This window comes from Bacillus cytotoxicus NVH 391-98 (genome assembly GCF_000017425.1).
GTDB lineage: Bacteria > Bacillota > Bacilli > Bacillales > Bacillaceae_G > Bacillus_A > Bacillus_A cytotoxicus.
The window spans coordinates 1427147-1453174 of sequence record NC_009674.1 but is presented as its reverse complement, the minus strand read 5'-3'; the positions used below and the strand labels follow the sequence as shown (position 1 = coordinate 1453174).

The window sequence follows — 26028 nt, the reverse complement described above, 5'->3', positions numbered from 1 at the left end:
TTTTTCACTTCTCCTTTACAATAGCTCATTCATAAAGATTTGCGAATTATGATTCTTTTCTTGATTGTATTCAGAAACAGAATCCACAATACTTTCTGTAGTTTTTAATAATATATTTAAATAATATTGATTTTTCAACAGAATTGTTTTTACATTTTTTTCTAATTCCAGTAGTTTTTTTTGTAATTCTTCTGTTTTTTTAATTTCTTCTTCTGAAAAATACGAAAACAACGAATGCATTCGAAATGGTTCAACGCCATTTTCTTGACAACATTGAACAACGCTATCTTTGAAAGTAGTTGTTAGTTGTTTTACACCATCTATATATCGCAGTTGTTCCACTTGCAGTCGCTGTACTTCATTTATGTTTTTTTGTTTTAAATTCTCATATATCTGTTCTCCAAGCACACTAATATTCTCGTATGCCTTTTGAATGACAACGAGCTTCTCATATAACTGTATGTACATATAACTTCCTTCCTTTTTATAATACTAGATTCACAATTAAACCATGAATTTCTCCAATTTGGTTTAATATTTCTAAATGACCTGTTTTTGTATTAATTAAATTCATAACATCCTCTAATTCATTTAAGCCCGTTTCAGCTTGTTTCACGATTGTCATTTTTTGCGAATATCCATACCTTGGATGACGCGACATAACATCTTTGTACTGTAATACATGATCAACATAGAAATTCAAAAATGATTTCACTGTATTTTTATATTCCATTACATTATCAAGAGTTAACTCTAATTCAATTTTTTCTTTAATTTCTCCAATATTATCAACAAATGCTTCCATTTGCTCTAGCAACTTATCTTTCTTTGAATCCGCATGCAAATTCTCCGAAAAAGCAAGTCCAGTTCTCAAGTTTGCTTCTTTCGGCATTTGGTTTGCAGGTGGTATATGCGATAAAATTGGATTGTGCGAAATAGAACGTAGCATATCAATCACCTATACATTTATTTATTTTTTTATTTATTAATCGTAAAATCCGGTTATTTATAATTATACTCTGTATAACGATATTTTGCAGTTATTTTTTGCGGAAGTTATGTTACAATTTAGCATGAGGTGGCGCAAATCTATGAATATTTTTCTTTGTGGTTCAAATCAATTAACAGCATTAGATCGAAAAGAAATAAAAGCTTTTTTATTAGACTATGCTCACAAACATAAAATTCACATATTATGTTACAAATCTATTGAAAATGAAGTGCTTCATTTCTTTATAGAAAATGAACATTTGGCTCCAAACTTATGCCTGTACACATTGCAATCGCTACATTTACTAACAGATGAATTTCAAGAAGCGGTCGATTATCTAAAAGCATACGGAGCACAATATATCACATTTGATTACCCTTATGATTCTATTTATCGCTCAGAGTATATGTCTTTTATCAAACAAATTGTGGAAGGCAGTCAGTTAGTTTTCTGCTTTTACAATGGAGATAAACATACGTCTGTTATTCCTGTCGATATCGCAAAGGATGCGGGGGTTGATGCAGTGATTTATGATTTACCCGGATTACAGCAAAACCAAGTAAAAAAAAGCTTTGAACAAAAAATCCGCATGATGTAATACATCTAAAAAGGGGGAGGCACAATACAATATATTGTGCCTATATAACTATGATAAATGAACAAAATTATAATTATTTTATAACGAGTCTTAAACAACAATTCCATATAGATATTTCTTTATATAAGCAGGATAGAATGAGGAGAAGAATTGATTCTTTCCTCTCACGCAAAGGTTTTGAAAATTATACTCATTTTATCAATGCTCTGCGAAATGACCAAGAATTATTTACACACTTTATCGATCACATTACAATTAACGTATCGGAATTTTTCCGCAATAAAGAGCGTTGGCAAACACTTGAAACAAAAGTTTTACCAAAGCTGCTCCAACAAAATACTGGAAAGTTAAAAGCATGGAGTGCTGCATGTGCAGCTGGCGAGGAACCGTATACCCTTTCATTCATTTTATCAGAGCGATTGCCAACTTTTCGCTTTGAAATTCAAGCAACAGATCTCGATTTTCATATTTTAGAAAAAGCAAAACAAGGTCAATATACAGAACGCTCTTTGAAAGAGTTACCAGATGCTTTTAAAAAACGTCATTTTATAAAAGAAAATGATATATATACAATAAGTCCTAGCATAAAACAACAAGTAACCTTTAAACAACACGATTTATTGACACAAAGTTTCGACACAAATTTTGATTTAATTATTTGTCGCAACGTTATGATTTACTTTACAGAAGAAGCAAGGGCGCTACTTTATGACAAATTTAGCCGTTCCTTAAAAAAAGGCGGCGTATTATTTGTCGGTAGCACGGAGCAAATTTTAACTCCTGAGCGCTATAATCTTCAGCGCTTTGATACGTTCTTTTATGAAAAAATATAAAAAGGTCGCTGCTTTTTTAGAAAGCAGCGACCTTTTGTCTCTCTATCATGACCGTATGAAAAGAATACAAACAATCCATATAAGTAAAAAACAAATCGTAATCGACCACTTATGTTCTTGCATCGCTTTTTTGAATTGGTGTGACAACTGTGTCATATTCATTTCGGCTAATGCACGCCATGCACTCGCATCACGATCCTGAGAAGGATAAACACCATTTATTAATGAAGTTTCATTTGATAGTTTTGTCATATAAGTCGTAATGACGCTCATAATCATATTCAAATTACCTTGAGAAGGATTCTGCTCCGCCAAAGAAAGAAGCCCACTTACATCTAATAATGGGATAAATACTTTCCGTCCAAATACAAGCTGTACTTCGGCATAATCATACGTTCCATCTAATAAAGGAATCCCCTTTACATGTGCCTGCTTTACAATTCCTTCTATACTCCTCACAATTTGCTCATATATTTGTTCGGACTGCTTTCCTTCATTCGCTACTGTATGCAGTTTTGAGAATAACTGAAGTATCGTATCTATTTCCTTCATGAGAAATGCTGTAAGCGCTTTTCCATCACCAAGATTTGCAAGTAAAATACCGATTTCATGATTCTTTGTAATGATTTGAGATTGAGTTGTAATTACTAGATTACTTTGTTTTCGCTCTTTATGTATCTCCTGTTTAGAAATAGTCGCAGACTGTTTGAACGGGTCTAACGTCTTGTTTTCCATACCAATGCGCTTAATATCCATTTCCATGCTCCTTTTCAAGCACTTCCGCATTTCATTATTATGTTAGCTCCACTCTTTATTACTTTTTACAACAAAGAATAACGCGAACAAGCCTGCTATTATCATAAATATTTGTGAAGCTTCAAATCTCTCTTCTTTTGGCTGTTTCTTCTCTTTTTTACTTTCAACTTGCTCTTGCTTCTTAGAAACCGTTTGATGATCTTTTTTTGACGGCTGTACTTTTTTCACTTCTTGTTCAGGCTGTTTTTGCTCTTCTTGTTTCTTCGGCACATCAGCAATTGGGACAACCGTCTCTTCCTTCGCAGCAACTTTCTCTACTTTGATCGGCTCTTCCGTTTGCTTCTCTTCTTGAACTTGTTCTTTTGGCTCTTCGCTCTCTTTAGATACTTGTTCTAAAACGGAGATAATATACGAACTTTCGTGCACAAATCGGTTACCAACAGCATCAACGATTTCAAGATGAAGATGGTATCTCCCCGCTTTCATCGCTTCTGTTACTTCATAAACTTTCCGCCAATCCTGTTTATGCTTTTGATAATCTAGTAAAAAAGTAATATCATTATTCGGTTCTTCCCCTTTTAATATAACACGTACTTCTTTTACTATTGATTCTGCATCGGAGGCTTCCACACGAATCTCTATTATATCACCATTTTTTCGCTCTATTACCCCATCCTTTGCATTTGCAACGATAAGTTGTTCTAACCTCGGCAATTCTTTGTCTAAAGTCGGAGCTTCATTTTTAATGTTAACGAGTGGAATTCGTGTTTCTTTTTCTATGATTCCTTTACTCTCTTCGTCTTCGTACTGCTGCATGAGTTGAAGATGCCACTCTCCTTCTAAATCATAAGCTCCAACCGTATAAGACGTAACCCATTTTTTCGTTTCTTCTTCATACTGAAACGTTAACGGCCTCTTTTGCTCATATTGTCCTTCTTTCACTTGCAATTGCAATGCTCCGGTTATACTTTTTACATTTTGTTCTTTTGGTTCAATCGCAATTTCTAGCTTTTCTCTTGGAATAAGCTGCTGCTTACTCACCGTCACTACACCTAACTCTGTTTCAATCTTTTGTTCTTGCTCCTCTTGCTGCTTTTCTTGGTATTCTATTTCTTCTCTCGGTTGTTTATTATTTTGCACATCTTGTTGATTAGTTGTTCCGATATCACTTTCTTGTATACCCTCTTCTGCTTTACTTTGGATTGGAAAGAAGAGAAGTAGCTGTAATATCATCCAGCAAACGAGAACATATCTCATACTATTCATCTATTTGTTCAAGCTCCTATTGTAACGTCTTATAACGACTTTGTAACTTTCACGCCAAAAAATCCATCAACATTTACAAGTTCACCATATGCAACTAATACATTGTTCACATAAATTCGAATTGGTTCATCCACCTCTTCATCTAGTACAACCGCATCGTTTTCATGTAAACTCAATATATCTTCAATTGTTCTCACTGTACTACCAAATACAAACCGCACATTCATTTCAACATTTTGGAGGATAGATGTATCTATATATTCCGGTTCGCCCGTATGAATCTCTAGTAGTTCAATTGGTTCTACCGCTGGTTCTGGAATCTCTTCCACGTTTTCTTCCTTGATACTCGCTTCTTCTTCCAGTTCAATGCTTTCTTCTACATCTACATGTAAAAGACGTTTTACCATTTCTTTTGCTTCTGAAAGCGGTAAAATTTGATACATTTTGGATTGAACGAGATCTCCGATTTCAAGATTAAATGTAATTTGGACAAGTTCATCAGAATCGGCTTCTTTTCCTAAATACTCCATCTCTTCTTTTAATGTAACAAACTTTACAGTTGGTGGCGTGATATCCATCTTTTCCATAAACATCTCTGACATGGCCGTTGCAGCATGCCCCATCATTTGATTCATGATCTCTTTAACACCACTTAGTTCCATTTCTGTCAATTCTTGCTCTGAATCAATTTCACCTGTTCCCATCATCATAAGATCTACCATTGTTAAAGCGACATCTTTCGTAAAGACAAAGACATTTTCACTTTTTAATCCTTCAACAAAATCAACATTTAAAATAACAAACGGAACAGGTACCCCATCATAATAACGAACATCAATCGTTTCTACATTCGGTGTACTAATGCTAACAGGTTGATTTAACAATGTCGATAATACCGTGGAAGCTGAGCCAATTGAAATGTTAGCAATTTCTCCGAGTACATCTTTCTCTTCTTGTGTTAACTTCTCTTGGAAAGGCGGCTCTTCTACTAATTCCTGTTTGTTTTCTTCCTCTTGCACTTCTTCTATAAGTTCTTGTTCTCCTCCCCCAGACAGTTGTAACAATTTACTTATCATTTGTTTCGCATGTTCAACTGAAACGATTTGTACAAGTTTAGAGTTGACAAGATGGTCAATTTTCAGGTCAAATGACACTTTAATAATTGTATTACTTTCATCCACACCTGATATTTTCTCTATCTCTTCAAATAATTTCACAACCTTAATCGTCGGTGGTGACATATCAACTGTATCTTGAAAGAACTCTGACATAGATGTTGCAGCAAAGCCCATCATTTGATTCATTGCCTCTTGGACTGCACTTAATTCCAGTTCACCAAGCTCTTTTCCTTCTTCTACTTCACCTGTTCCCATCATCATCAAATCAGCGATAGCTAAAGCGACATCCTGCTGAAGAACAAGAAGATTTTCCATATCCAAACCTTTTGTAAATTGAATATTTAATACAACATGTGGAACTTCGATATCTCTCGTATCATATAAATCTACCACTTCCACATGGGGAGTCGTAATACTAACTTGCCGATTTAAAATGGTAGATAATACTGTTGAGGCTGAACCAAATGATATATTTGCAATTTCTCCAAGAATATCATATTCCTGGGATGTGAGTAATTGATTTTCCTTTTTGAGCACAGACGTAGCCTTGTCCTCTTTTGTATGCTGTTCAGACATTTTTCTCGCCTCCTCATTTCCATTTGTTATAAAAATTCTCTTTTGCACCCGTTATATTTTAACAAACTTATCATGAAAATTGTAAACATAAATATGTACTTTATTCTTTCAGTCACAAAAAACTCCCCAACTTTAAACATTGGGGAGTTTCCTTTCTATTATAAACCTTCAGGGTTTAAAATGAGGACTACCCGTCCGTCACCAAGAATTGTTGCACCTGAAAAATGCTTTGCACTCTCTGCAAAAAAGTCCCCTAATGACTTTAAGACAATTTCTCTTTGACCGATAATTGTGTTTACGATAAGTCCGTAGCTGCGATGCGTATTGCGCACGATTAAAACTGGAATCATTTGGCTATCATATGATGCAAATACCTCATCTGCGGTTTTTTCACCGAAAATCACACTTAAATGTTTCACTTCAATAATTTGATCGCGATAATTTAAAACATCTTTCCCTTGCAATGATTGTATATCTTCTTTTCGAATTCGAATTGCTTCAACAATATTACCGAGCGGTAACGCATAGCGCGTTTCATTCGTTTGAATAAGCATAGATTGAATAATAGATAGTGTTAAAGGAAGCTCAATGCGGAATGTGCTACCTTTTCCTTCTTCTGAATCAACAATTAAATGGCCGCCGAGACTATTGAGTGTATGTTTTACAACATCTAATCCAACACCTCTTCCTGAAAGGTCGGAAACAACTTCCGCTGTACTAAATCCAGGTTGAAAAATAAGATCAAATACTTCACGGTCTGTTAATTTATTCGCTTCCGCTTCTGTTACAACTCCATTTTTAATTGCTTTCTCTAATACTTTTCCTTTATGAATTCCGTTTCCATCATCAGTAATTTGAATGACAACGTGATTTCCACTATGAAAAGCTTCTAATTGTATTGTTCCTGTCTCATTCTTCCCTGCATCACGACGTTTTTCAACCGTTTCAATGCCATGATCTATTGCATTACGAATTAAATGAACAAGCGGATCTCCAATCTCATCAATGACAATCTTATCGACTTCTGTATCTTCACCCGTAATCTGTAAATCAATTTTTTTTCCTAAATCTTTCGCTAGCATGCGCACCATGCGTGGAAAACGATTGAAGACCGTCTCAATCGGTACCATGCGCATATTTAGTAATACATTTTGAATATCTTTCGAAATGTCCCCCAAACGATTTAAATGCTCTATTAGTTCTTTATTTTGAATCTTCTCTGCTAATTCATCGATGCGTCCACGTTCAATGACACTTTCTTCAAACATATTCATTAATCGCTCTATCTTTTCTAACTGAACACGAATAGAACGATTTTCTACTTTCGTGTTTTTTCCCTTTGCATTTCCTTTAGAAGATGTTCCTTTGTTAGCTAGTCGTGAAGAAGATGTGGCACTCTGCTTCGCTTCTTTCTCAGCTTGTGCTCCTGCGACTGGTTGCTCCTGTTTCACTTCCACTTTTTCAATTTCAGAAACATGAAGTGCAGCTTGCGTTAGCTCTTCCTCGCTCCGCTCTGTATTCATATAGACTGTGAACTCAAATCCAAAAGCATCTGCTTCAATTTCCTCTATACTCGGAACTGTTTTTTCAATATCTCCTAAATTTTGCAATGCCTCTATACACATAATGGCTCGCACTGCTTTTAACATCGCTTGTTGTTCAATTGTAATATGAATCTCATGCGAAACTGTTTCCTTCTCAGGTACTTCGATTTGTTGCTGGTTATCTGTTGTACTGACTACATCACCATTTAACAAAGCTTCTAACTTCTGTTTTGTAGCCGTAACATCTAAATTCCCTACACCACCTTGTTGTACATCAGCGACCATTTTTTCTAAATTATCAATGCATTCAAAAATAACATCTATAATATCAGCATTAACTGCCATATTTCCATGACGAATTTCATCAAGAACATTTTCCATCTTATGTGTTAAATCAGCCATCTCTGTAAATTCCATACTAGCAGACATGCCTTTAAATGTATGAGCAGAACGGAAAATTTCACCGACAACATCCATATCTTCAGGATTTTGTTCTAAGTTTAAGACATTTTCATTTAATGATTGTAAATGCTCTTCTGCCTCTTCAAAAAATATATTTAATAAATCTGTTTGCATTTTCAACCCCCCTGCCTTGTCAAACACTTCATTTATGTATCACAATTTAATGTTTTAAAAACAACAGAAAAAGAGGGTACCACCCTTCTCTACCTCTCTTGTTCGATTCTTTGTGGCACCCCTTCCTATATAAATTAACCTGCTGCTACTTTTGTTAATGCTTCAATCACACGATCGGCTTGGAACGGCTTAACAATAAAGTCTTTTGCGCCGCCTTTAATCGCATCTAATACCATGCCTTGTTGTCCCATTGCAGAGCAAATGATAACTTTGGCATTCGCATCCATTTTCATAATTTCTTTCAATGCCTCTAATCCATCCATTTCTGGCATTGTAATATCTAATGTAACAATATCTGGTTGAAGCTCTTTATATTTTTGAATTGCTTCTACTCCATTTTCTGCTTCACCGATAATTTCAAACTCCGGATTGCTTTTTAATAAATTTTTAATCATTGTTCTCATAAACATTGCATCGTCTACAACCAAAATTTTATGTGCCATTCTTTTTAATTCTCTCCTTCTATGTATAAATATATCATAATATTTCAGCTTATCATTCTCACTCATTATACAAAATAAAACGATAAAATTTAATATTTTTTTAAAGAATTTTTGTATTTTTATTTTTTTTGCTGAAATAGAAAATATATTATTCTTTCACATATATAACAACACGACGATTCTTTGCCCAATTATCTGGCGAATCATTTGGCGCGACTGGTTTTGTATCGGCATATCCAACCGCTGCTAACCTGTTAGGATCTATTTCATATACTTCAATCAGATGGTGAATCATATTCGCAGCGCGTGCAGAAGATAACTCCCAATTTGATGGGAATTTCGCATTACGAATCGGTCTACTATCCGTATGTCCTTCTACAACAATTGGGTTCGGAACAGATTGAAAAAATCCTGCTAATCTACTAATAATCTCTTTCGCTTCTGGTTTTACGTTTGCATCACCAGTATCAAATATTAAATTATCAACAATAACAATGCTAACCCCTGTATCTTCGCGGTATACCTGTACCTCCTGGATTCCATTCTCTGTTACATAACCTTTTAACTTCTTATACAAATTATCCATTCTTTTTTTAGACGATACTTTTTCACTATTTTTTTCATGAGAAATATCCGGTATTGTATTTTCCATCACTTCCGCATCTACTTGTTCTGCATCGCTAAACTTCTCAAGCATTTTTGATAATTTCACTGTATCTTGTTTTGATGTCGCAACTAATAATACAAAAAAAGTAAGCAATAACATTGTTAAATCAGTAAAGGTCGTCATCCATCGTGGCGAGCCTTTTGGCGGTCGTTTCATCATTATCCCACTCCTAAAAAGCTACGCTGCGCGTTTTTCTTTTTTTATTTTCGTTTCATATACATACGTATCAAGTTTCAATTTTAATTTAGATGGGATTTGTCCACGGTAAACTTCTGAAATAGCCTCTATAATAAATTTCTTTTCAATGTATATATCTTCAATACCACGATACACTTTTTCAGCAAGCGGAATCATAATCATATTAGCAATAACAGATCCATATAACGTTGTTAACATGGCAACTGCCATTCCCGTTCCAATTTGAGACGTATCCTGTAGATTTTGCAACATAATAATAAGACCAATTAATGTCCCAATCATTCCCCAAGCTGGTGCAAAATCACCAATTTTATCTAACAATATTGCACCTTTTTTTAATTCATATACTTCTGTTTCAATATCTTTTGTTAATATTTCTCTTAACTCATCTTCATCGTACCCGCTTAGCATTAAGCGAATTCCTTTTTGAATAAACGCATTATCTATCTGTTCTCCATCCGCTTCTAATGATAACAGCCCATACTTTTTCGATTTTTTGGAAAACTCCACAAACATCTCAGTTAATTGTTCTAAATCCTCTTCTTTTCTATGCAATACAGAAAATATACTTTTTACATATTTTTTTATTTCACTAAATCTATAAGCAATAATAATTGTTGCGATTGTTCCTCCTACAACAATTAAAATAGATGAAACGTCCAAGAAATTTTTAAATCCTTTCATTCCACCTCCGCCAAGCATAATAGCCGTAATTAAAACAGCCAATGCTACTATAATCCCAAATGGGCTAGAAATATCAAATTTTCTTTTTTTCTTTTGTGGTCTAGCTAATAGTTGATTTTCTTCCCTCATATTTCCGCCCCTTCCTTTTTCTATTTTTTCATTTTTTTATTTTGATAACACGTTTTCTCATTCCTTTCTTATTATACTTCCCTTATCTATTTATCGCAATAACCTCATAAAATTGACACATTTCTTTTTTATATTAAAATTACAATATAACCATATAAGGAGGAACCATATGGAAAATAATGTTTTACAAGTCATTGCACTTGCAGAAAAATTAAAATATGAAATGAGACATAGCTGGCTTTCAAACGGTCGTCAAGAAAGTGTTGCTGAACATACATGGCGCATGTCGCTTATGGCAATCTTAGTTCAGCCTTATTTGGATAAAGAAGTAAATATGGAAAAATTACTTAAAATGGTCATTATTCATGATCTTGTGGAAGCAGAAGCCGGAGATATTCCCGCTTTTGATACAATGAATAGTCAAGAATTACAATTAAAAAAACAAGAAAATGAACAACAAGCTATGTTAAATATTAAACACACACTAGAAGGTCCTCTTCGTGAAGAATTGTATCATTTATGGATGGAATTTGAAGAAAAAGAAACATATGAAGCAAAAGTTGCAAATGCTTTAGATAAACTGGAAGTAAAGATCCAACATAATGAAGCAGATATTCGCACTTGGCTCCCTATTGAACATAAAATGACATTTCAAGTTGCTAAGCACACAAACTTCGATTCCTTCTTATCAAAATTACAAAAAATAATTGAACGAGAAGGCGAAAAGAAATTAATTGCCGCTGGCATTGATGTTGAGGCTTGTAAACAATAGTTTCCTATCAAGACACTCTAAAGAGTGTCTTTCTTTATTTAGAACTATATTTCATACGATTCTTTCTGTTCATTCATAAATCTATTAATTAATGCATCCAACTCTCTACTAAACAACAACACTTTATTGTGCGCTAATCCATATTGAGCCACAAGTACACTTAGCTCTTGCTTCTGATTTTCTATTTTCTCTTGTAATTGTCTCATCTCCATATCTATAATAAAAACTCCTTTTCCATATTATTACTTTTAAAGTATAATACATCCGCTCATATAAAAAAATAAAAAAACAAGAATTTATTTAAAAATTTATAAATTAAAATTCATAGTTATAGAAACACCCTTTATTGTACTCACTGCTCTTCATTAAATTCTCTAAACGTATGGGAAGAAATAGTTGTTTTTTCATTTCATTCAGCCTTATATTGTATCATTCTATTCGTGGCTAATACATTTGCATGAGATAGAACTTTTTCATTATTCTGCGCAAAAATAAAACATCCAGCTGGAAGTTGAGTTTTGAATCAGTCAGAATAAAAAATCCCCATCGATTCAAAAAATTTTGCTTTATCTCATTCATTTTTTTAAATGGACCTGCTCCTTTTTGGTCAACAAACATAACGTATGAAGTACCCCCCTTGTTATACAAATGCACATTGGGAAAGGAGGAAAAAATCATGGGTTATGAAGCTAGTGGCTTTGGTTTTAGTGGCGGATTTGCTTTACTCGTTGTGCTGTTTATCCTTTTAATTATTATCGGATGCAGCTGCTGGGGCGGCGGATTTGGATATTAAAAGGGCACTCAACTGAGCGCCCTTTTTTCTTATTTCTCCGCTACCCAAAATAGAAATAGGACTAGCACTTATAAAAAGAGCCTATCTCAAAATCTATACTTTTGAGGTAAGCTCTTATCACACTACCTTTTATTTAAACCCCTTTTATTTAAAAATTCCTTCATATGCATTCGTTTTTCGTTTGACATGAATGTGCTCATCGATTCTGTCCATGTTACATTTTTTTGATTGCTAGATCGAGCACTATAATATGCACTCATCGTTTCGTCATATTTTTCTAATAATGATTCATATTTCGCTACATCGTATGTATTTTCATGTAAAATGGCTTCGACTGGCAAGCGCGGTTTTACCTCATGTTCTTGATCTGGCACTCCAATTGTCATCCCAAAGACTGGATATACTTTATCTGGTAAATGAAGCAACTCACTCACTTCTTCTGGGTTATTTCGAATACCCCCAATATAACAAATACCATATCCCAATGATTCTGCAGCAGGCGCTAAGTTTTGAGCAAATAATGATACATCTACTGTAGCAACGATAAAATCTTCTACGCTATCGTGCTTGATCTCTGCTCCATGTTTCTCACAAGCAATTTCTAAACGTTTTAAATCGGCACAACAAACAACGAATGCTCCGCAATGTTGCACATGTCGATTTCCAGATTGCTCTGCTAGCTTTACTTTTAATGTTTCATCTGTTACATAGAGAACGGAATACGCTTGAACAAAATGAGATGATGCTGCATGCTGAGCTGCCTGTACCATTCGTTCTATTATATTTTTAGGAACCGATTCCTTTTTATATTTTCGTACTGACGTATGACTCTTCATTTTCTGTATCATTTCATTCATCAAAATCGCCCCTCTTCCTAATGAAAAATTAACACTTAAATTGTAGCAAAAACTATTTTTTCCTTCCAAGTAAAGTGACATCATAATAAGGTATTATATTCGATTCAACATCCAATATTTTGTGATTGCAAAATATTCGCGAATATTCGATTTGATGACAATTGGTTTCGGGGTTCTAGCAGAAAGCCCTTCTAAATGTAAGCCCTGTTTCTCAGCAATTTTCTTAGCACGAAACATATGAAAATCATTTGTAACAAGAAGACCCTTTTTTCGATCCGGTGGAATCAGCTCTTTAGAGAACGTAATATTTTCATCTGTATTTGTCGAGCGATCTTCCAGTATCATTCTTTCCTCTGAAATGCCCTGTTTCATAAGTCCACGTTTCATTGCTAATGCTTCTGAAATATGTTCCTTCTTCCCTTGTCCTCCCGATAGAATTGCGATTGTTCGCTCATTCTGTTTTAAATAGTTCGCCGCGGCATCAATTCGATATTGTAACGCATATGATGGTTTACTTCCTTTCACACTCGTTCCAAGCACAATCATATAATCTGCATCATTTTTCACTTCCATATGTCCATGCCTATATATTTCGTACTGCAAGAAGCTTATATAACCAATGATAATGAACATTGTAATCAGGCTATATTTTATACTTTTTTTCTTTGTTAACATTTACGATTAATCTCCTATTTTTCTACTTTTCATTATAGTGCCACTATTAATATTTTCATATATAAAATCCCAACAAAATAAATCAACTCTCAAAATGTAATATTTATCATCTATGCAGGGCATAGTAAAGAAAGTGTATACCATTTATCATGCAAATTTGTCTTAAGGGGGATCAACGTTGTTTGTTTTTTTAAGTACAGTAACTTTCTTATATATATTATTTATTATAGTGATTAAACTATTAGGAAAGTCAGCATTAGCACAGCTCACACCGCATGATTTTGGCGCTATCATCTTTTTATCTTATTTAGCTTTCGGAGCGATTAAAATAGACAACCTATTTCAGGCCATTATGGGCATTATCATTGTTACATTTCTCCATCTTCTCATTACAAAGCTTAGCTTGTTAAACAAACTGAATCCTTTTATTCTTGGACATCCAACACTTCTCATCAAACATGGAAATATTTTATTTAAAAACTTAAAAGAAAGCAGATATCCGATTGCAGAACTACTCTCTAACTTAAGAGTAGCTGGATATCCCAATGTCAGTGATATTGAATATGCGATTTTAGAGGCAAATGGCTCTATTAGTATTTTACCAAAAAGAGAACTCATCCCGCTTACTCCAAAAGATATACATATGGATGTTCCATACGCCGGCTTACCAGTAGCAGTTATTGTTGATGAACAAATTCAATATGACAATTTAAAACTAATCCATAAAAATGTAGATTGGCTAAAAAAAGAATTAAAAGCAAAAGGATTTGATACAATAAAAGGCATCGCATTTGCTTCTGTTCAAGAAATCGATGGTTCTTTTGCCATTAGCCTCAAAAACGAAAAATCCCCTTAATATAGAAAAAAGGGGATTTCTATTATGCTGCATTCTTTTCCTATATTCCCCTCTCCTCCTTTGAAAGCGGGATTCAGTTTCTCCACAATTCATTACACTTCAATAATAATCGGCAGAATCATTGGTTTTCGTTTTGTACTCGTATATATGAATTGACCTAACTTTTCTCTTATTTCCTTTTTCAAAATCGACCATTGGCCCGTATAAGATTGCTGCAGGCGCTGAATCGTTTCTACAACGGATTGATTAATCTCCTTCAGAAATTCTTCTGAATCACGAACATATATGAAACCGCGTGAAATAATGTCTGGTTCTGAAATCATATCTCCGTCTGTTTTGCTCAAAGTAATTACAATAATAAGCATACCATCTTCCGAAAGTTGTTTGCGATCACGCAAAAGAGCATTTCCTACATCACCAATTCCCAGTCCATCTACATATATGTTCCCAGCAGGTATCCTTCTTGATTGATAGGCGACTTGTTTCCTTATATCCACTACATCCCCATTTTTAATGATAAAAATGTTCTCTTTTTGAACCCCAACAGACTCCGCTAACAAACTATGATGGTGTAACATTCTAAATTCACCATGAATTGGAATGAAATATTTCGGTTTCATTAAAGTTAACATTAGTTTTAATTCTTCCTGATATGCATGCCCGGACACATGCATACCTGTCGAACTTCCCGTACCGTAAATCACATTGGCACCTAATACAAATAAATTATCGATAATACGTGACACGTTACGTTCATTTCCAGGTATAGGCGTTGCCGCAATAATGACCGTATCCTCCGGCAAAATTTCCACTTGCCGATAACTTCCACTAGCTAAACGAGCAAGTGCTGCCATCGGTTCCCCTTGGCTGCCTGTACAGAGAATTGCTACTTTCTCTGGATCTAACCTATTGATCTCATCCGCTTCAATTAACATTCCTTCAGGAATCGTTAAATATCCTTGCTCCATTGCGACAGATACTACATTTACCATACTTCTTCCTAGTAACGCCAATTTCCTTTTTGTTTTTAAACAAGCTTTCACTACTTGTTGCACACGATTCACATTTGAAGCAAAAGTAGAGAGGATCACTTTTCTTGGCGCTTTCTGAAACGCTTCTTCTATTCGTTCACCTACCAAGCGCTCTGAGGGGCTAAATCCGGCTCGCTCCGCATTTGTACTTTCAGAGAGTAACGCTAGTACTCCTTTCTCCCCAATATTCGCCATTTTATGAATATCCGGATATTGCTCATTTACAGGTGTTAAATCAAATTTAAAGTCCCCTGTATGTACGACTGTTCCTTCATCTGTATGAAATGCAATCCCGAGACAATCAGGAATACTATGATTTGTTTTAAAAAAAGTAAGACGCATTGTCTCCAACTCAATTTCAGATTCAGAGTCAACCATAATCAGTTTTGTTTGATTTTGTAAGTGATGTTCTTTTAATTTCAGTTCGATTAAGCCGAGCGTCAATTTGCTTGCATAAATGGGGATGTTTAATTGTTTTAATATATACGGTATTCCCCCAATATGATCTTCATGTCCATGTGTAACAAAGAGTCCTCGAATCTTTTCTTTATTTTCTTGTAAATATGTAATATCTGGAATAATAAGGTCAATGCCTAATAAGCTTTCATCTGGAAATTTAGAACCACAATCTACTACTACAATCTCATTTTTATATTGAAGGGCATACATATTTTTCCCTATCTCATTCACTCCGCCTAACGCAAAAATTGATAATGTATTTTCTGACATGCTCAAATTCAATATCCTCCCTTTCTACCGATTAAAGGATATCTACATAAGCATAGTATCCTTTTTATAAAACCATTCCATTTAAGGGTTATTATCTGCTATGAAAAGACGTTCCATACATATAAGAACATGAATTTTTTCGTAAAAAGATACTATCACTAAATCATGAAAACTATGAAAATCTTTAAAATTAACATTGATTTTTTTGAAAATGTATTATATATTTGTTACAGGTTCAAATTACAAGTTCAAAAGAACCTGTATTAAGAACCCTTGTTTAATGTGTACATACAATCTTACATTAAGCAAATTCCGAGAAATCGTTATATAAAACAAAAAACGAAAAGGAGAGATGAGATGGAATTTTTCTTTCAAATTGCCTTAATTTTATTAAGTACAAAAATCGCAGGGGATATTAGTGTTAGACTCGGGCAACCGTCTGTGCTTGGAAAATTACTTGTCGGTATTATAATCGGTCCTGCAGTATTAGGATGGGTAAACAACTCAGATTTACTTACACAATTAAGTGAAGTCGGCGTTATCCTTCTTATGTTTATGGCTGGACTGGAAACGGATTTAAAAGAACTGAATGAAAATCGCAATTCTTCTTTTGCAGTTGCTGTCGGCGGGATTGTTCTTCCATTTGTAGGCGGTTATGTAGCTGGTCTTGTAATCGGTATGGATCAAGCACACGCAGTCTTTTTAGGCCTCCTGCTATGTGCGACAAGCGTAAGTATCTCTGTCCAAACACTTAGAGATTTAGGGAAGATGAAAACACGTGAAAGTACAACGATGCTTGGCGCGGCTGTATTTGATGACATTTTAGTTGTCATTTTATTAGCATTTGCAATGAGCTTCTTAGGTGCTGATGATGTAAACTTAACAATGGTTGTCTTGAAGAAAGTTGTCTTCTTTGCCTCTATTATTTTAATTGGTTGGAAAGGCGTTCCAATGATTATGCGCTGGTTATCACCACTGCGCGTCTCAGAATCCATTATTAGCGCAGCTCTTATTATTTGTTTTGCATTTGCGTATTTCGGTGAAATATTAGGAATTGCAGGTATTATCGGTGCATTTGCAGCAGGTATCGCGATTTCTCAAACAGATTATAAACATGAAGTCGAAAAGAAAGTAGAACCAATTGCCTATGCAATGTTCGTTCCTATTTTCTTTGTAAGTATTGGCATGAACATTACATTTGCAGGTATTGGAGATAAGGTGTGGTTTATCTTAGCCTTAACGGTAATTGCTGTTTTAACAAAGCTGATCGGCTGTGGATTTGGGGCACGTATAACAGGATTTGATTTACAGTCCTCTACAATCATTGGATCTGGTATGATTTCACGTGGAGAAGTTGCTCTTATTATCGCCGGGCAAGGATTAACGTCTGGATTATTAGCAAAAGACTACTTTACAGCCATTGTAATCGTCGTTATTTTGACAACAATGATTACACCGCCAATGCTGAAGTACTCTTTCGGTGTGAAAGATAAGCAGTTAAAGCAAAGTGCATAATCTTCATCATAAAACAGCAAGCCAAACAATATGGCTTGCTGTTTCCTATTTTATACAATCCATCGCTGTTTTCAGCGTCCCTACTACAAAAGCAATTTCCTCACTTGAAATAATAAGCGGTGGTGCCAACGTTAACACATTGTTGTAGCCCGCTGTTGTCATCCCATTTCGTCCAATGATTAATCCCTTTTCTTTACAACCATTCACTACGCTTGCTATTTTCTCATCCTCAATCGGTTCTTTCGTCTGTTTATTACGAACTAACTCAATCCCAACAAGCAATCCTTTTCCTCGAATATCTCCGACGAAAGGGTGCTCTTCAAGTTCTTCTTTTAACTGTTCTAACAAGAGAGCTCCCATTTGTGCAGAACGCTCAATTAAATTTTCATTTTCCATAATTTCTAAGTTTTTAAGTGCAAGTGCACAAGCTGCGGGGTTTCCACCAAATGTATTAATATGACGGAAAAACTCATATTCCCCTGTCCCTTTAAATGCTTCATATATTTCTTTTTTTACCGCTGTCGCCGACAATGGTAAATATGCACTTGTTATCCCTTTTGCCATTGTCACAATATCAGGTTTCACACCATAATTCATAAAGCCAAATGCTTTTCCAGTCCGACCAAAACCACAAATAACTTCATCACTAATCAGTAAAGCTCCATGTTTTTGACAAATTTCATGCACAGCCTTCATATAGGATTGTGGCGGCATTAAAATGCCACCACCTGTAATGATTGGCTCCATAATAAACCCAGCGATCGTTCCGCCTAATTCCCATGTCATAACGCGATCGATTTCTTTTACACACTCTACATCATAAATGTCTTGCGATTTTATTTCCGGCATTCGATAACAATCTGGTGGTGTTACATGTAAAAAGCCTGAAGCAAATGGCTCATATTGATATTTACGCTGCGCCTGTCCGGTCGCTGCCATCGTTGCCATCGTATTTCCGTGGTAACCGCGATAACGCGATATAAATTTATAGCGGGATGCTTCCCCTTTTTGGGCATAATATTGCCTTGCTATTTTAAATGCTGTTTCGTTTGCTTCCGAACCACTATTAGAGAAGAAAATAACATATTCTCCTCCTAACCATTCATTTAATTTTTCGGCAAGTTTTATTGCAGGCTCATGCGATTGTGACATTGGAAAATAGGATAACCTTTGCAATTGCTCATACGCCGCCTCAGCAAGCTCTTTTCGCCCATATCCGCTATTTACACACCAAAGACCACTCATTCCATCTAAATATCTTTTCCCGTCTATATCTTCTACCCAGCACCCTTCTGCTTTCGCTCCAACCATTATTCCTTTCGGGCTAAATGGTCGCATGCCGTGCCAAACATATTTTTCATCCTTTACAAGTAGTGCATCTGTTTGCTTCATTTTCACCATACATTCCACCTTTCATAACAACTTATTCTTTCTCAAGCTGTGCTGGTGCCATGATGAGTTAAAACTTCCTGCTTATCTTCATTCCACATGAACGATACAAATCCTACCCATTCCAGCGTTTAAAATGAAAAAGAGCTCTCCCAAATCGGAAAGCTCTTTCGTTTAATGACTAGAAACATCACTCACGCCATATCCTGTATTAGATTTAACAAGAATTTCATCAAATTTCGCTTTATCCTCTTTCCTGCTGGAAAAAATTGTTCCTAAGTAAGCCGCCAAAAATCCGAGTGGAATGGAAATAATTCCTGGTGTTGTATAAGGGAATAACGCCTCGCCAATAAAAATTGCTTTCCCGGCTTCTGGGCTCCACACATTTGGACTAAATGCTACTAAAACAATGGCTGAAATTAATCCAACAAGCATTCCACAAATAGCCCCCGTCGTATTAAAACGCTTCCAATAAATTGTATATAAAATAACGGGTAAATTCGCACTTGCAGCAACTGCAAATGCTAAGGAAACTAAGAACGCAACATTGAGCGTTTGAGCAAATAGCTCCAAAATAATCGACAATATAGCTACGCCAAGTGATGCATAGCGCGCCATCGATACTTGTTCTTTCTCGGTCGCTTTCCCCTTGCGAATAATTTCATTATAAAAATCGTGAGCAAAAGCTGAAGCAGCTGTTAAAACAAGTCCCGCTACAACGGCTAAAATCGTTGCAAATGCAATAGCAGAAACAAAGGCAAATAAGAAATCTCCTCCCAGCGCTTTGGCTAATAGCGGCGCTGCCATATTCCCTGCTGGGTTCGCCTTCACAATCGCTGCATTTCCAACAAATGCAGCTGCACCAAAGCCGAGAAAAATCGTCATAATATAAAATGCACCGATTAACCATGTTGCGCATACAACAGATTGACGTGCTGTTTTTGCATCGCGAACCGTAAAAAAGCGCACAAGAATATGAGGTAAGCCTGCTGTTCCAAGAACAAGTCCTAAATTTAAAGAAAGTGTATCCAGTCCATCTTTATATTTCACTCCTGGATGTAAGAATGCTTCTTTCAGCGGTGTTGCTGTTTTCATCTGGGTGAACATGTCCGTTATACTAAAATGAAATTTGGCAAATACAATGACTGAAATAATAAATGTACCTGCCATAAGTAATACCGCTTTTACAATTTGTACCCAGCTCGTTGCCGTCATGCCCCCAAAAATAACATATACCGTCATTAATGTACCAACGATTAAAACTGACGTTGTATATTCAATCCCTAACAATAATTTAATAAGTGCACCCGCTCCTACCAATTGAGCAATCATATAAAAAATGGAGATGGTCATTGTATTTAACGCCGCAATGCCTCGCACTTTTTTCGCATTAAAACGTGCTGCAATCATATCCGCTAGTGTATATTTCCCTAAATTCCGCAAGGGCTCAGCTACTAAATATAACACGACTAAATAAGCAACTAGAAAACCAATGCTGTAAAAAAAGCCATCAAATCCCGTTAACGCAATCGCTCCTGCAATTCCAAGAAACGAGGCAGCTGACATATAATCACCAGCAATAGCCAGTCCATTTTGCCAACCCGTTAATCCTCCGCCAGCTGTATAAAACTCGCTCGCATTTTTCGTTTTTTTCGAGGCAAAATACGTGATCACTAGCGTACCAAGCACAATTATTAAAAACAGTATAAATGCCGTCGTATTCACTTTTATCCCCTCCCTTTTTTCACATCGTGGAGAATCCTCTGAGCAATTTCATCAAATGATTCAGCTTTTTTGCTATAAATCATACAAAGCGCCCACGTCATAACAAATTGAGCAAAAGCGAAAATCCACGCCCATGTCACATCACCAAACACTTTTGTATGTAACACTTTTGAATACGATGTTAAAATCGGTAAGGCAATGAAAAAACTAAAGAAAAAGATGCTCATCGGAATAATAAATCTCTTCTTCTTTTCTAACAATGCTTGAAATTCAGTTGATTGCACAATTTCTGTATAATTGATCTCTCTTTGCAACTGACGCGCCGAACTATCCTCTCGTTTCATTTCCCATTCTCCTCTCCATTTCAAAGGTCTAAATTTTATAAATATTCAGAAACTTATATTTATTTTAGACAATCTCTCCTTTGCTGCAAAGGTTTTTCAGTAGACATTTCCTGTCATATTACTACAATTTTCTACTATATTTTTTCGCAATAAATCTAAACATCATTACACTATCATGTCGTAAAAAGAATCCCTTAACAACTCGTTTCATCCCCCTCTTTCAGAAAAAAAGCAGTCGTAACGACTACCGTTACGACTGCTTTTTTATCTATCGTATTCACATGATATTACAAATTTGCTTGCCGATTTATTGTAGACAAAAAGTTCTTTGGATCAAATATATTTTGCTTCGGAATAATATGTTCAACCGCAAAAACCGTTACTTCCCCTCTCTGCACTTCACCAATAATCAGTCCAAACTCATCATGATTTACTGCAAACGTTGGTTGCTTTGTTTGTAATAGTCTTTCTACCGTTTGAAGTACAGCTTCATATAACGAATTTCTGTCGGTCACTTCTTTTCGAATTTTTGGACCTAGTGTAATAATGATTTCTTTTCCATGAATAATGGTTCGATACATAACAATCTCCCCTTCAATCTTGTATGAACAACATCAGTTCAGCTTCCTCTCACATATCCCTTCAAATAAGACTGAAGGAGTATATATTGTAAGGAAAAATCCGCTATGAAAAAACACCGAAGCCTTCTTAATGAATATATTCTATATTCTGCTGCAAAATTCCTTGTTTTACACTAAAAACGTTTGAAAAATACTCTCATACTATACAGAAGTAGTTGTGCGCATGAAGAAAAATAGCAGTATGTATTTCCCATTAAAACTAGGATTCCAAAATAATAAAGAAAAGTTGGATTCAATGCAGTTTTTTATATTTTGTTCCATTCAAAATATAAGAAATTTGAGCAAAAAATTATTTAAAAATACAAAAATTTAAAACCGCTTACTTGACTAAATTCTACCATTTCGTGTATATTTAAATTAATCATTTAGCAGAATATTCGAGAATATAGCATTTCTAGTTTTGTGAATGTGCAATATTTAAAATGAATATGACTAAATGAAAAAGTAATTGTTTTTAGGAGGAATTGTAACATGCAAGGAAAAGTAAAATGGTTTAACAACGAAAAAGGGTTTGGTTTCATCGAAATCGAAGGTGCTGACGATGTATTCGTACACTTCACAGCAATCCAAGGCGAAGGCTACAAATCTTTAGAAGAAGGTCAAGAAGTTTCTTTCGACATCGTTGAAGGTAACCGCGGACCTCAAGCAGCTAACGTAGTAAAACTTTAATCTAACGTATAATAGGGGGTTACCAATGAGGTAGCCTCCTTTCTTATTCCTTTGTATATTTCCCTTTTGCAGAGCAAAAACTATGTGAAATGTGAAACTACAAAGGAGGTAATCAGGATGGGCTCACATGTAAATGATTTTGAAGAAGTAAAATTCCGCGTAGAAACTGCACAAAAACTAGTAGGTTCTGCAACGATTACAATGGACCCGGAATCCTTGGAGCATGCGACAAATGCAGTTGAGTCGGCACGCTCCCAACTTGAAATTATGAAATCCGTTGCAACGGATTTAGATAAACCTTTTTTACGAAATGAAGAAAAAAAATTAGACCAATGCGAACATCAATTACAAGAAGCTAAGCATTGATCTTCCCTCTAACTGAATTCTATATATGAGAGGAAGAAATGAGACGATAAAAAACATCCAGAGGAACCTCTGGATGTTTTTTTATGATAATTGATTTCCATATTTCTTTAACTGTTGTCCAACTGTGCATTGCCGAATACAAAAAGAATGGGCATAGTACTTACTATGCGTTTGCCGATTATGTTCTTGTAAAAAACAATCTTGACAATATGTCTCTAATAAATCATTCACCTCGATAATCAGTCGCTTTTTATTCACCACTACACCCCTTTATCCAGTTATTTCTATATGACTATCGATTGCTATCCCTTCTAGCGCCTGTGTCGCCAATTGATGAGCTTCTTTATTTTGTTTTCGCGCTACTGGCTCACAAATCAGTTTCAATTTCATTTGCTTCGCCTTTTGTTCAATCTGATCTAAATAATCATTCAAATGCTCATCGTAACATGGCCATTTTCCAGCAAGTTGTTGCAGTACAACTTGCGAATCACCGCGTAGTCTAACTGCTTCATATTTCACTTGTAATTCTTCCAATACATGTATGCCATATTGCAATGCTGCATATTCAGCTTCATTATTATCATATATTCCTTCTATGTAAGCATTGCGACGAATTCGATAATTACTACTTCCCTTTTTATAGTAGACGCATATACCAATACCTGCTGTTTTTGTTTCGACATCGTAGCCACCATCAAAATAAAGATGAATATCTTGTGGTTCCTCTTCTACTTGTTTACTGAGCTTTTTCATTTCTTTTAGCGTCCACTCTACATTCATTTCATCATAAAATATAAGGGTCTTTACACGTCCAGTTTTCTCAAAGTCAGCTGCAAGTTGAAGTGCTTCCTCGATACTTATATACTCTGTTGTTAATTCAGTTTGAAGACCATGTTTTGTTTTATATTGCCAATGAATTTTGTATTTCATATTATTTTCCCCTTATAGATGACTTCTTATCTGTTATTATATTTTATCAAAAATCCGTATATTATATGCGAGTGAATCCGGTATCCATTTGTTATATGAACATTTCATTTTTCAGGGAAACGTTTATCTTTCTAATTTAAGGTAGTAAACCTCCCATCTCAAGATAGAGAGCGGAACAAGAAAGGTCGATGCGGACTGAAGAACCTTCCCACTGGTTAAAGTTTCACTTTATGTACAAAGAGGCCGCCCAATCTATTTCAATTGGCACGGCCTCTTTCTTTATGATTTACATCATTTTTTCAAATTGTACTCGTTTATTAATCCAATACATAACCGGCATTCCAACTGCCATGACAACAAATTCACCAGCTGCACATGTAAGCCATGTCAGTAAAAATGGTAGATCAAATGCAAGATGAAGTTCAATCGCTATCATAAACATTGTAATCGTAAAGATAACTGTATTAAAAATCATCCGTTCCCAAACTCCTTTAATAAAGCGCATCGAAATAATGGTAGCAAGAAGCGAAAAAACTGACTGTCCTACTCCAAATACTAAATCGTATGCAATCATCGGTGAGAAAAATAAGTTTGTTAAAAATACACCTAAAACAATTCCGTAAATGGATTTTTTATTAAATACAACGAGATGATTGAACATCTCCGACACCCGGAACTGTACATTTGTAAAGCCAAATGGCTGAATCAGTGTGGAAACAGCAATATATAAAGCTGCAATAATACCATTTCCAACTAATGTTTTAATATTCATCATAAAAACTCCTTAGTTTTTTTACGTGGGATGGTTTCGAACCACGTGATTCGTTTTTACACAACAATTTCATATTGTACGCAATAGCTAACCATTCGTCAATAGATTACTACCTTTTTTCTTATAGACAACGTATAATAAGAACGATGAACTATTTAGGAGGTTTCACTTCATGATAGCAACAATTCAAAATGAAAAAGTAATCGTTTCCATCTCTGAAAAAGGTGCAGAACTACAAAGCATTCGTTTAAAAGAAGACAACACCGAATACTTATGGCAAGGAGACGCTAACTATTGGGGACGCCGCGCTCCCCTTTTATTCCCAATCGTCGGTAGATTAGTCGATCATACCTATTATGTAGACGGCACTGCTTACTCATTAACACAACACGGTTTCGCCCGCGATCTTCCCTTTTCTATAAAAGAACAGAGTGAAACAACTATTACTTATATCGTCACGAGCAATGCAGAAACGTTACAAAAATATCCCTATGAATTTGAATTATTCGTTTCTTATGAACTCGAGGGGCAAACTCTACACGTTACTTACAACGTACATAATCCATCTTCGCAAGAAATGTTCTTTTCCATTGGTGCTCACCCTGGATTCAATTGCCCACTTGTAGAAAGTACATCATTTACAGATTACTACCTTGCATTCCGTGGACCAGAATATTTAGAAACGAGCATTTTAGAAGGACCATTTCTTTCAAAGGAAAAACAGCTTATTGTAGATCATGCATCAGAATTACCGCTTACATATGATTTATTCAAAAATGATGCTCTTATTTTTGAAAATATGAATACAAATGAAATCGCAATTCGATCTCATAAGCATAATAAATTTGTGAAAGTAACATTTACAGGCTTCCCATTCGTCGGGGTATGGACACCCGGAAACAATGCTCCTTTCCTATGCATTGAACCTTGGTATGGAATTGCTGATGAAGTAAACAGAGCAAAAGATTTCAAAGAGAAAAAGGGAATTCAGTCTTTACAAGCGAATGAAACATTTACATGTCGTTATAGCATTACAATTGGATAGTACATATACAACTTTCTCCCCCGCTTTTCTCATAAATAAGGCGGGGGGATCCTTATGATTCATTAACGGAGGTATCTTATTTTGATTGAAGTATATATTGATGGCGCATCAAAAGGAAATCCTGGTCCTTCTGGTGCAGGCGTTTTTATTAAAGGGATTCAGCAACCGGTGCAATTATCTATCCCTCTTGGGAGCATGTCAAACCATGAAGCTGAGTACCATGCCTTACTTATCGCATTAAAATATTGTATAAAACATAATTATAGCATTGTATCATTTCGCACCGATTCTCAGCTTGTAGAACGTGCGATTGAAAAAGAATATGCAAAAAACAAAACATACGCTCCACTTTTACAAGAAGCATTAACATATATTGATAAGTTCGAGCTTTTCTTTATCAAGTGGGTTCCAAGCAGTCAAAATAAAGTTGCAGATGAGCTAGCAAGAAAAGCGATTTTACAAAATGAACGGAGGTCTTAA

Annotated in this window: 29 protein-coding genes, 2 pseudogenes and 1 riboswitch; of the genes and pseudogenes, 10 read left to right on the top strand and 21 right to left on the bottom strand. The window is 35.3% G+C overall.

From position 1 onward, the window contains the following. Nucleotides 1–15: 15 nt before the first annotated feature. Both BCER98_RS07155 and BCER98_RS07150 read right to left on the bottom strand, forming a co-directional pair. On the bottom strand, nucleotides 16–468 hold the full coding sequence (locus tag BCER98_RS07155) for a hypothetical protein (protein WP_012093842.1): 453 nt from the start codon (nucleotides 466–468) through the stop codon (nucleotides 16–18). Nucleotides 469–484: 16 nt separating this feature from the next. Beyond that, complete coding sequence (locus BCER98_RS07150; RefSeq protein ID WP_012093841.1) at nucleotides 485–949, bottom strand: YaaR family protein; 465 nt, start codon at nucleotides 947–949, stop codon at nucleotides 485–487. Between the two features lie 142 nt (nucleotides 950–1091). On the opposite strand from BCER98_RS07150, the gene BCER98_RS07145 reads away from it, so the two are divergent. Beyond that, on the top strand, nucleotides 1092–1589 hold the full coding sequence (locus BCER98_RS07145) for a hypothetical protein (RefSeq protein WP_012093840.1): 498 nt from the start codon (nucleotides 1092–1094) through the stop codon (nucleotides 1587–1589). A 50-nt stretch (nucleotides 1590–1639) separates the two neighbouring features. Then, a complete protein-coding gene (locus tag BCER98_RS07140) occupies nucleotides 1640–2422 on the top strand; it encodes a CheR family methyltransferase (RefSeq protein ID WP_041809613.1) in 783 nt (260 codons plus the stop codon). A gap of 45 nt (nucleotides 2423–2467) precedes the next feature. Here BCER98_RS07140 and BCER98_RS07135 read toward each other — a convergent pair whose 3' ends face one another. The 8 genes and pseudogenes from BCER98_RS07135 to BCER98_RS07105 all read right to left on the bottom strand — a co-directional run bounded on the left by BCER98_RS07135 (nucleotide 2468) and on the right by BCER98_RS07105 (nucleotide 10439). Then, nucleotides 2468–3178 (bottom strand): hypothetical protein, encoded by a 711-nt coding sequence (locus BCER98_RS07135; RefSeq protein ID WP_012093838.1) that lies wholly within the window; start codon nucleotides 3176–3178, stop codon nucleotides 2468–2470. 42 nt (nucleotides 3179–3220) lie between these two features. After that, nucleotides 3221–4444 carry a hypothetical protein gene (locus BCER98_RS07130; protein WP_012093837.1) on the bottom strand — a complete coding sequence of 408 codons (1224 nt, stop codon included), beginning with the start codon at nucleotides 4442–4444 and terminating at the stop codon, nucleotides 3221–3223. A 29-nt stretch (nucleotides 4445–4473) separates the two neighbouring features. Then, entirely contained in the window at nucleotides 4474–6138 is a 1665-nt protein-coding gene (locus BCER98_RS07125) for a flagellar motor switch protein (protein ID WP_012093836.1), read from the bottom strand. Nucleotides 6139–6296: 158 nt separating this feature from the next. Beyond that, nucleotides 6297–7490, bottom strand: a pseudogene (locus BCER98_RS23625) (chemotaxis protein CheA); the annotation flags it as partial. A gap of 90 nt (nucleotides 7491–7580) precedes the next feature. After that, nucleotides 7581–8258, bottom strand: a pseudogene (locus BCER98_RS23620) (Hpt domain-containing protein); the annotation flags it as partial. A gap of 134 nt (nucleotides 8259–8392) precedes the next feature. Beyond that, entirely contained in the window at nucleotides 8393–8761 is a 369-nt protein-coding gene (locus BCER98_RS07115) for a response regulator (protein ID WP_041809611.1), read from the bottom strand. A 148-nt stretch (nucleotides 8762–8909) separates the two neighbouring features. Continuing rightward, a complete protein-coding gene (locus tag BCER98_RS07110) occupies nucleotides 8910–9587 on the bottom strand; it encodes an OmpA family protein (protein ID WP_012093833.1) in 678 nt (225 codons plus the stop codon). Nucleotides 9588–9605: 18 nt separating this feature from the next. Beyond that, a complete protein-coding gene (locus BCER98_RS07105; RefSeq protein WP_012093832.1) occupies nucleotides 9606–10439 on the bottom strand; it encodes a flagellar motor protein MotP in 834 nt (277 codons plus the stop codon). 169 nt (nucleotides 10440–10608) lie between these two features. Here BCER98_RS07105 and BCER98_RS07100 point away from each other — a divergent pair, with 169 nt between their 5' ends. Continuing rightward, the gene (locus BCER98_RS07100; RefSeq protein WP_012093831.1) at nucleotides 10609–11211 is read left to right on the top strand and encodes an HD domain-containing protein; all 603 of its coding nucleotides are present in this window, start codon (nucleotides 10609–10611) and stop codon (nucleotides 11209–11211) included. A 44-nt stretch (nucleotides 11212–11255) separates the two neighbouring features. Here BCER98_RS07100 and BCER98_RS07095 read toward each other — a convergent pair whose 3' ends face one another. Next, nucleotides 11256–11423 (bottom strand): aspartyl-phosphate phosphatase Spo0E family protein, encoded by a 168-nt coding sequence (locus tag BCER98_RS07095; RefSeq protein ID WP_012093830.1) that lies wholly within the window; start codon nucleotides 11421–11423, stop codon nucleotides 11256–11258. 464 nt (nucleotides 11424–11887) lie between these two features. Here BCER98_RS07095 and BCER98_RS20780 point away from each other — a divergent pair, with 464 nt between their 5' ends. Then, nucleotides 11888–12004 carry a YjcZ family sporulation protein gene (locus tag BCER98_RS20780; protein WP_081428358.1) on the top strand — a complete coding sequence of 39 codons (117 nt, stop codon included), beginning with the start codon at nucleotides 11888–11890 and terminating at the stop codon, nucleotides 12002–12004. Nucleotides 12005–12126: 122 nt separating this feature from the next. Here the strand turns inward: BCER98_RS20780 and nfsA are convergent, their stop codons facing one another. Both nfsA and BCER98_RS07085 read right to left on the bottom strand, forming a co-directional pair. Then, the gene (gene nfsA, locus BCER98_RS07090; protein WP_012093828.1) at nucleotides 12127–12861 is read right to left on the bottom strand and encodes an oxygen-insensitive NADPH nitroreductase; all 735 of its coding nucleotides are present in this window, start codon (nucleotides 12859–12861) and stop codon (nucleotides 12127–12129) included. Between the two features lie 93 nt (nucleotides 12862–12954). Next, nucleotides 12955–13536 carry a YdcF family protein gene (locus tag BCER98_RS07085; protein ID WP_012093827.1) on the bottom strand — a complete coding sequence of 194 codons (582 nt, stop codon included), beginning with the start codon at nucleotides 13534–13536 and terminating at the stop codon, nucleotides 12955–12957. A gap of 178 nt (nucleotides 13537–13714) precedes the next feature. Between BCER98_RS07085 and BCER98_RS07080 the strand changes: the two genes are divergently transcribed. After that, on the top strand, nucleotides 13715–14392 hold the full coding sequence (locus BCER98_RS07080; RefSeq protein ID WP_012093826.1) for a DUF421 domain-containing protein: 678 nt from the start codon (nucleotides 13715–13717) through the stop codon (nucleotides 14390–14392). A 92-nt stretch (nucleotides 14393–14484) separates the two neighbouring features. Here the strand turns inward: BCER98_RS07080 and BCER98_RS07075 are convergent, their stop codons facing one another. After that, entirely contained in the window at nucleotides 14485–16152 is a 1668-nt protein-coding gene (locus BCER98_RS07075) for a ribonuclease J (protein WP_041810309.1), read from the bottom strand. A 357-nt stretch (nucleotides 16153–16509) separates the two neighbouring features. Here BCER98_RS07075 and BCER98_RS07070 point away from each other — a divergent pair, with 357 nt between their 5' ends. Further along, complete coding sequence (locus tag BCER98_RS07070; protein WP_012093824.1) at nucleotides 16510–17667, top strand: cation:proton antiporter; 1158 nt, start codon at nucleotides 16510–16512, stop codon at nucleotides 17665–17667. A gap of 45 nt (nucleotides 17668–17712) precedes the next feature. Here the strand turns inward: BCER98_RS07070 and BCER98_RS07065 are convergent, their stop codons facing one another. The 4 genes from BCER98_RS07065 to BCER98_RS07050 form a co-directional block, all read right to left on the bottom strand. After that, nucleotides 17713–19068, bottom strand: a complete 1356-nt coding sequence (locus BCER98_RS07065; RefSeq protein ID WP_012093823.1) for an aspartate aminotransferase family protein — start codon at nucleotides 19066–19068, stop codon at nucleotides 17713–17715. 162 nt (nucleotides 19069–19230) lie between these two features. Beyond that, complete coding sequence (locus tag BCER98_RS07060) at nucleotides 19231–20781, bottom strand: solute symporter family protein (RefSeq protein WP_012093822.1); 1551 nt, start codon at nucleotides 20779–20781, stop codon at nucleotides 19231–19233. A gap of 2 nt (nucleotides 20782–20783) precedes the next feature. Then, entirely contained in the window at nucleotides 20784–21125 is a 342-nt protein-coding gene (locus BCER98_RS07055) for a DUF485 domain-containing protein (RefSeq protein WP_012093821.1), read from the bottom strand. A 287-nt stretch (nucleotides 21126–21412) separates the two neighbouring features. Beyond that, a complete protein-coding gene (locus BCER98_RS07050; protein WP_012093820.1) occupies nucleotides 21413–21706 on the bottom strand; it encodes a hypothetical protein in 294 nt (97 codons plus the stop codon). A gap of 531 nt (nucleotides 21707–22237) precedes the next feature. Here BCER98_RS07050 and cspD point away from each other — a divergent pair. Continuing rightward, nucleotides 22238–22435, top strand: a complete 198-nt coding sequence (gene cspD / locus BCER98_RS07045) for a cold-shock protein CspD (RefSeq protein ID WP_012093819.1) — start codon at nucleotides 22238–22240, stop codon at nucleotides 22433–22435. Nucleotides 22436–22552: 117 nt separating this feature from the next. Next, nucleotides 22553–22801, top strand: coding sequence for a DUF2564 family protein (locus BCER98_RS07040; RefSeq protein ID WP_012093818.1), 249 nt, complete (start codon nucleotides 22553–22555; stop codon nucleotides 22799–22801). A gap of 81 nt (nucleotides 22802–22882) precedes the next feature. Here the strand turns inward: BCER98_RS07040 and BCER98_RS20775 are convergent, their stop codons facing one another. From BCER98_RS20775 to BCER98_RS07030, 3 genes are all read right to left on the bottom strand, one after another. Then, nucleotides 22883–23059 carry a zinc-finger domain-containing protein gene (locus BCER98_RS20775; protein WP_012093817.1) on the bottom strand — a complete coding sequence of 59 codons (177 nt, stop codon included), beginning with the start codon at nucleotides 23057–23059 and terminating at the stop codon, nucleotides 22883–22885. A gap of 12 nt (nucleotides 23060–23071) precedes the next feature. Next, nucleotides 23072–23731, bottom strand: coding sequence for a ribonuclease H family protein (locus tag BCER98_RS07035; RefSeq protein ID WP_012093816.1), 660 nt, complete (start codon nucleotides 23729–23731; stop codon nucleotides 23072–23074). A gap of 286 nt (nucleotides 23732–24017) precedes the next feature. Next, complete coding sequence (locus BCER98_RS07030; protein WP_041809608.1) at nucleotides 24018–24503, bottom strand: QueT transporter family protein; 486 nt, start codon at nucleotides 24501–24503, stop codon at nucleotides 24018–24020. 6 nt (nucleotides 24504–24509) lie between these two features. Continuing rightward, a riboswitch (PreQ1 riboswitch) is annotated at nucleotides 24510–24554 on the bottom strand. 121 nt (nucleotides 24555–24675) lie between these two features. Between BCER98_RS07030 and BCER98_RS07025 the strand changes: the two genes are divergently transcribed. Both BCER98_RS07025 and BCER98_RS07020 read left to right on the top strand, forming a co-directional pair. Then, nucleotides 24676–25548: an aldose 1-epimerase family protein gene (locus BCER98_RS07025; protein WP_012093813.1), complete on the top strand. Its 873-nt coding sequence runs from the start codon at nucleotides 24676–24678 to the stop codon at nucleotides 25546–25548. 81 nt (nucleotides 25549–25629) lie between these two features. Then, nucleotides 25630–26028, top strand: coding sequence for a reverse transcriptase-like protein (locus BCER98_RS07020; protein ID WP_012093812.1), 399 nt, complete (start codon nucleotides 25630–25632; stop codon nucleotides 26026–26028).

Bases quoted from the DNA above. Each gene is read 5' to 3' on its own strand.
- BCER98_RS07155 (WP_012093842.1), bottom strand. From the start codon at position 468: ATGTACATACAGTTATATGAGAAGCTCGTTGTCATTCAAAAGGCATAC.
- BCER98_RS07150 (WP_012093841.1), bottom strand. From the start codon at position 949: ATGCTACGTTCTATTTCGCACAATCCAATTTTATCGCATATACCACCT.
- BCER98_RS07145 (WP_012093840.1), top strand. From the start codon at position 1,092: ATGAATATTTTTCTTTGTGGTTCAAATCAATTAACAGCATTAGATCGA.
- BCER98_RS07140 (WP_041809613.1), top strand. From the start codon at position 1,640: ATGATAAATGAACAAAATTATAATTATTTTATAACGAGTCTTAAACAA.
- BCER98_RS07135 (WP_012093838.1), bottom strand. From the start codon at position 3,178: ATGGATATTAAGCGCATTGGTATGGAAAACAAGACGTTAGACCCGTTC.
- BCER98_RS07130 (WP_012093837.1), bottom strand. From the start codon at position 4,444: ATGAATAGTATGAGATATGTTCTCGTTTGCTGGATGATATTACAGCTA.
- BCER98_RS07125 (WP_012093836.1), bottom strand. From the start codon at position 6,138: ATGTCTGAACAGCATACAAAAGAGGACAAGGCTACGTCTGTGCTCAAA.
- BCER98_RS07115 (WP_041809611.1), bottom strand. From the start codon at position 8,761: ATGGCACATAAAATTTTGGTTGTAGACGATGCAATGTTTATGAGAACA.
- BCER98_RS07110 (WP_012093833.1), bottom strand. From the start codon at position 9,587: ATGATGAAACGACCGCCAAAAGGCTCGCCACGATGGATGACGACCTTT.
- BCER98_RS07105 (WP_012093832.1), bottom strand. From the start codon at position 10,439: ATGAGGGAAGAAAATCAACTATTAGCTAGACCACAAAAGAAAAAAAGA.
- BCER98_RS07100 (WP_012093831.1), top strand. From the start codon at position 10,609: ATGGAAAATAATGTTTTACAAGTCATTGCACTTGCAGAAAAATTAAAA.
- BCER98_RS07095 (WP_012093830.1), bottom strand. From the start codon at position 11,423: ATGGAGATGAGACAATTACAAGAGAAAATAGAAAATCAGAAGCAAGAG.
- BCER98_RS20780 (WP_081428358.1), top strand. From the start codon at position 11,888: ATGGGTTATGAAGCTAGTGGCTTTGGTTTTAGTGGCGGATTTGCTTTA.
- nfsA (WP_012093828.1), bottom strand. From the start codon at position 12,861: ATGAATGAAATGATACAGAAAATGAAGAGTCATACGTCAGTACGAAAA.
- BCER98_RS07085 (WP_012093827.1), bottom strand. From the start codon at position 13,536: ATGTTAACAAAGAAAAAAAGTATAAAATATAGCCTGATTACAATGTTC.
- BCER98_RS07075 (WP_041810309.1), bottom strand. From the start codon at position 16,152: ATGTCAGAAAATACATTATCAATTTTTGCGTTAGGCGGAGTGAATGAG.
- BCER98_RS07070 (WP_012093824.1), top strand. From the start codon at position 16,510: ATGGAATTTTTCTTTCAAATTGCCTTAATTTTATTAAGTACAAAAATC.
- BCER98_RS07065 (WP_012093823.1), bottom strand. From the start codon at position 19,068: ATGGTGAAAATGAAGCAAACAGATGCACTACTTGTAAAGGATGAAAAA.
- BCER98_RS07055 (WP_012093821.1), bottom strand. From the start codon at position 21,125: ATGAAACGAGAGGATAGTTCGGCGCGTCAGTTGCAAAGAGAGATCAAT.
- BCER98_RS07050 (WP_012093820.1), bottom strand. From the start codon at position 21,706: ATGTATCGAACCATTATTCATGGAAAAGAAATCATTATTACACTAGGT.
- cspD (WP_012093819.1), top strand. From the start codon at position 22,238: ATGCAAGGAAAAGTAAAATGGTTTAACAACGAAAAAGGGTTTGGTTTC.
- BCER98_RS07040 (WP_012093818.1), top strand. From the start codon at position 22,553: ATGGGCTCACATGTAAATGATTTTGAAGAAGTAAAATTCCGCGTAGAA.
- BCER98_RS07035 (WP_012093816.1), bottom strand. From the start codon at position 23,731: ATGAAATACAAAATTCATTGGCAATATAAAACAAAACATGGTCTTCAA.
- BCER98_RS07030 (WP_041809608.1), bottom strand. From the start codon at position 24,503: ATGAATATTAAAACATTAGTTGGAAATGGTATTATTGCAGCTTTATAT.
- BCER98_RS07025 (WP_012093813.1), top strand. From the start codon at position 24,676: ATGATAGCAACAATTCAAAATGAAAAAGTAATCGTTTCCATCTCTGAA.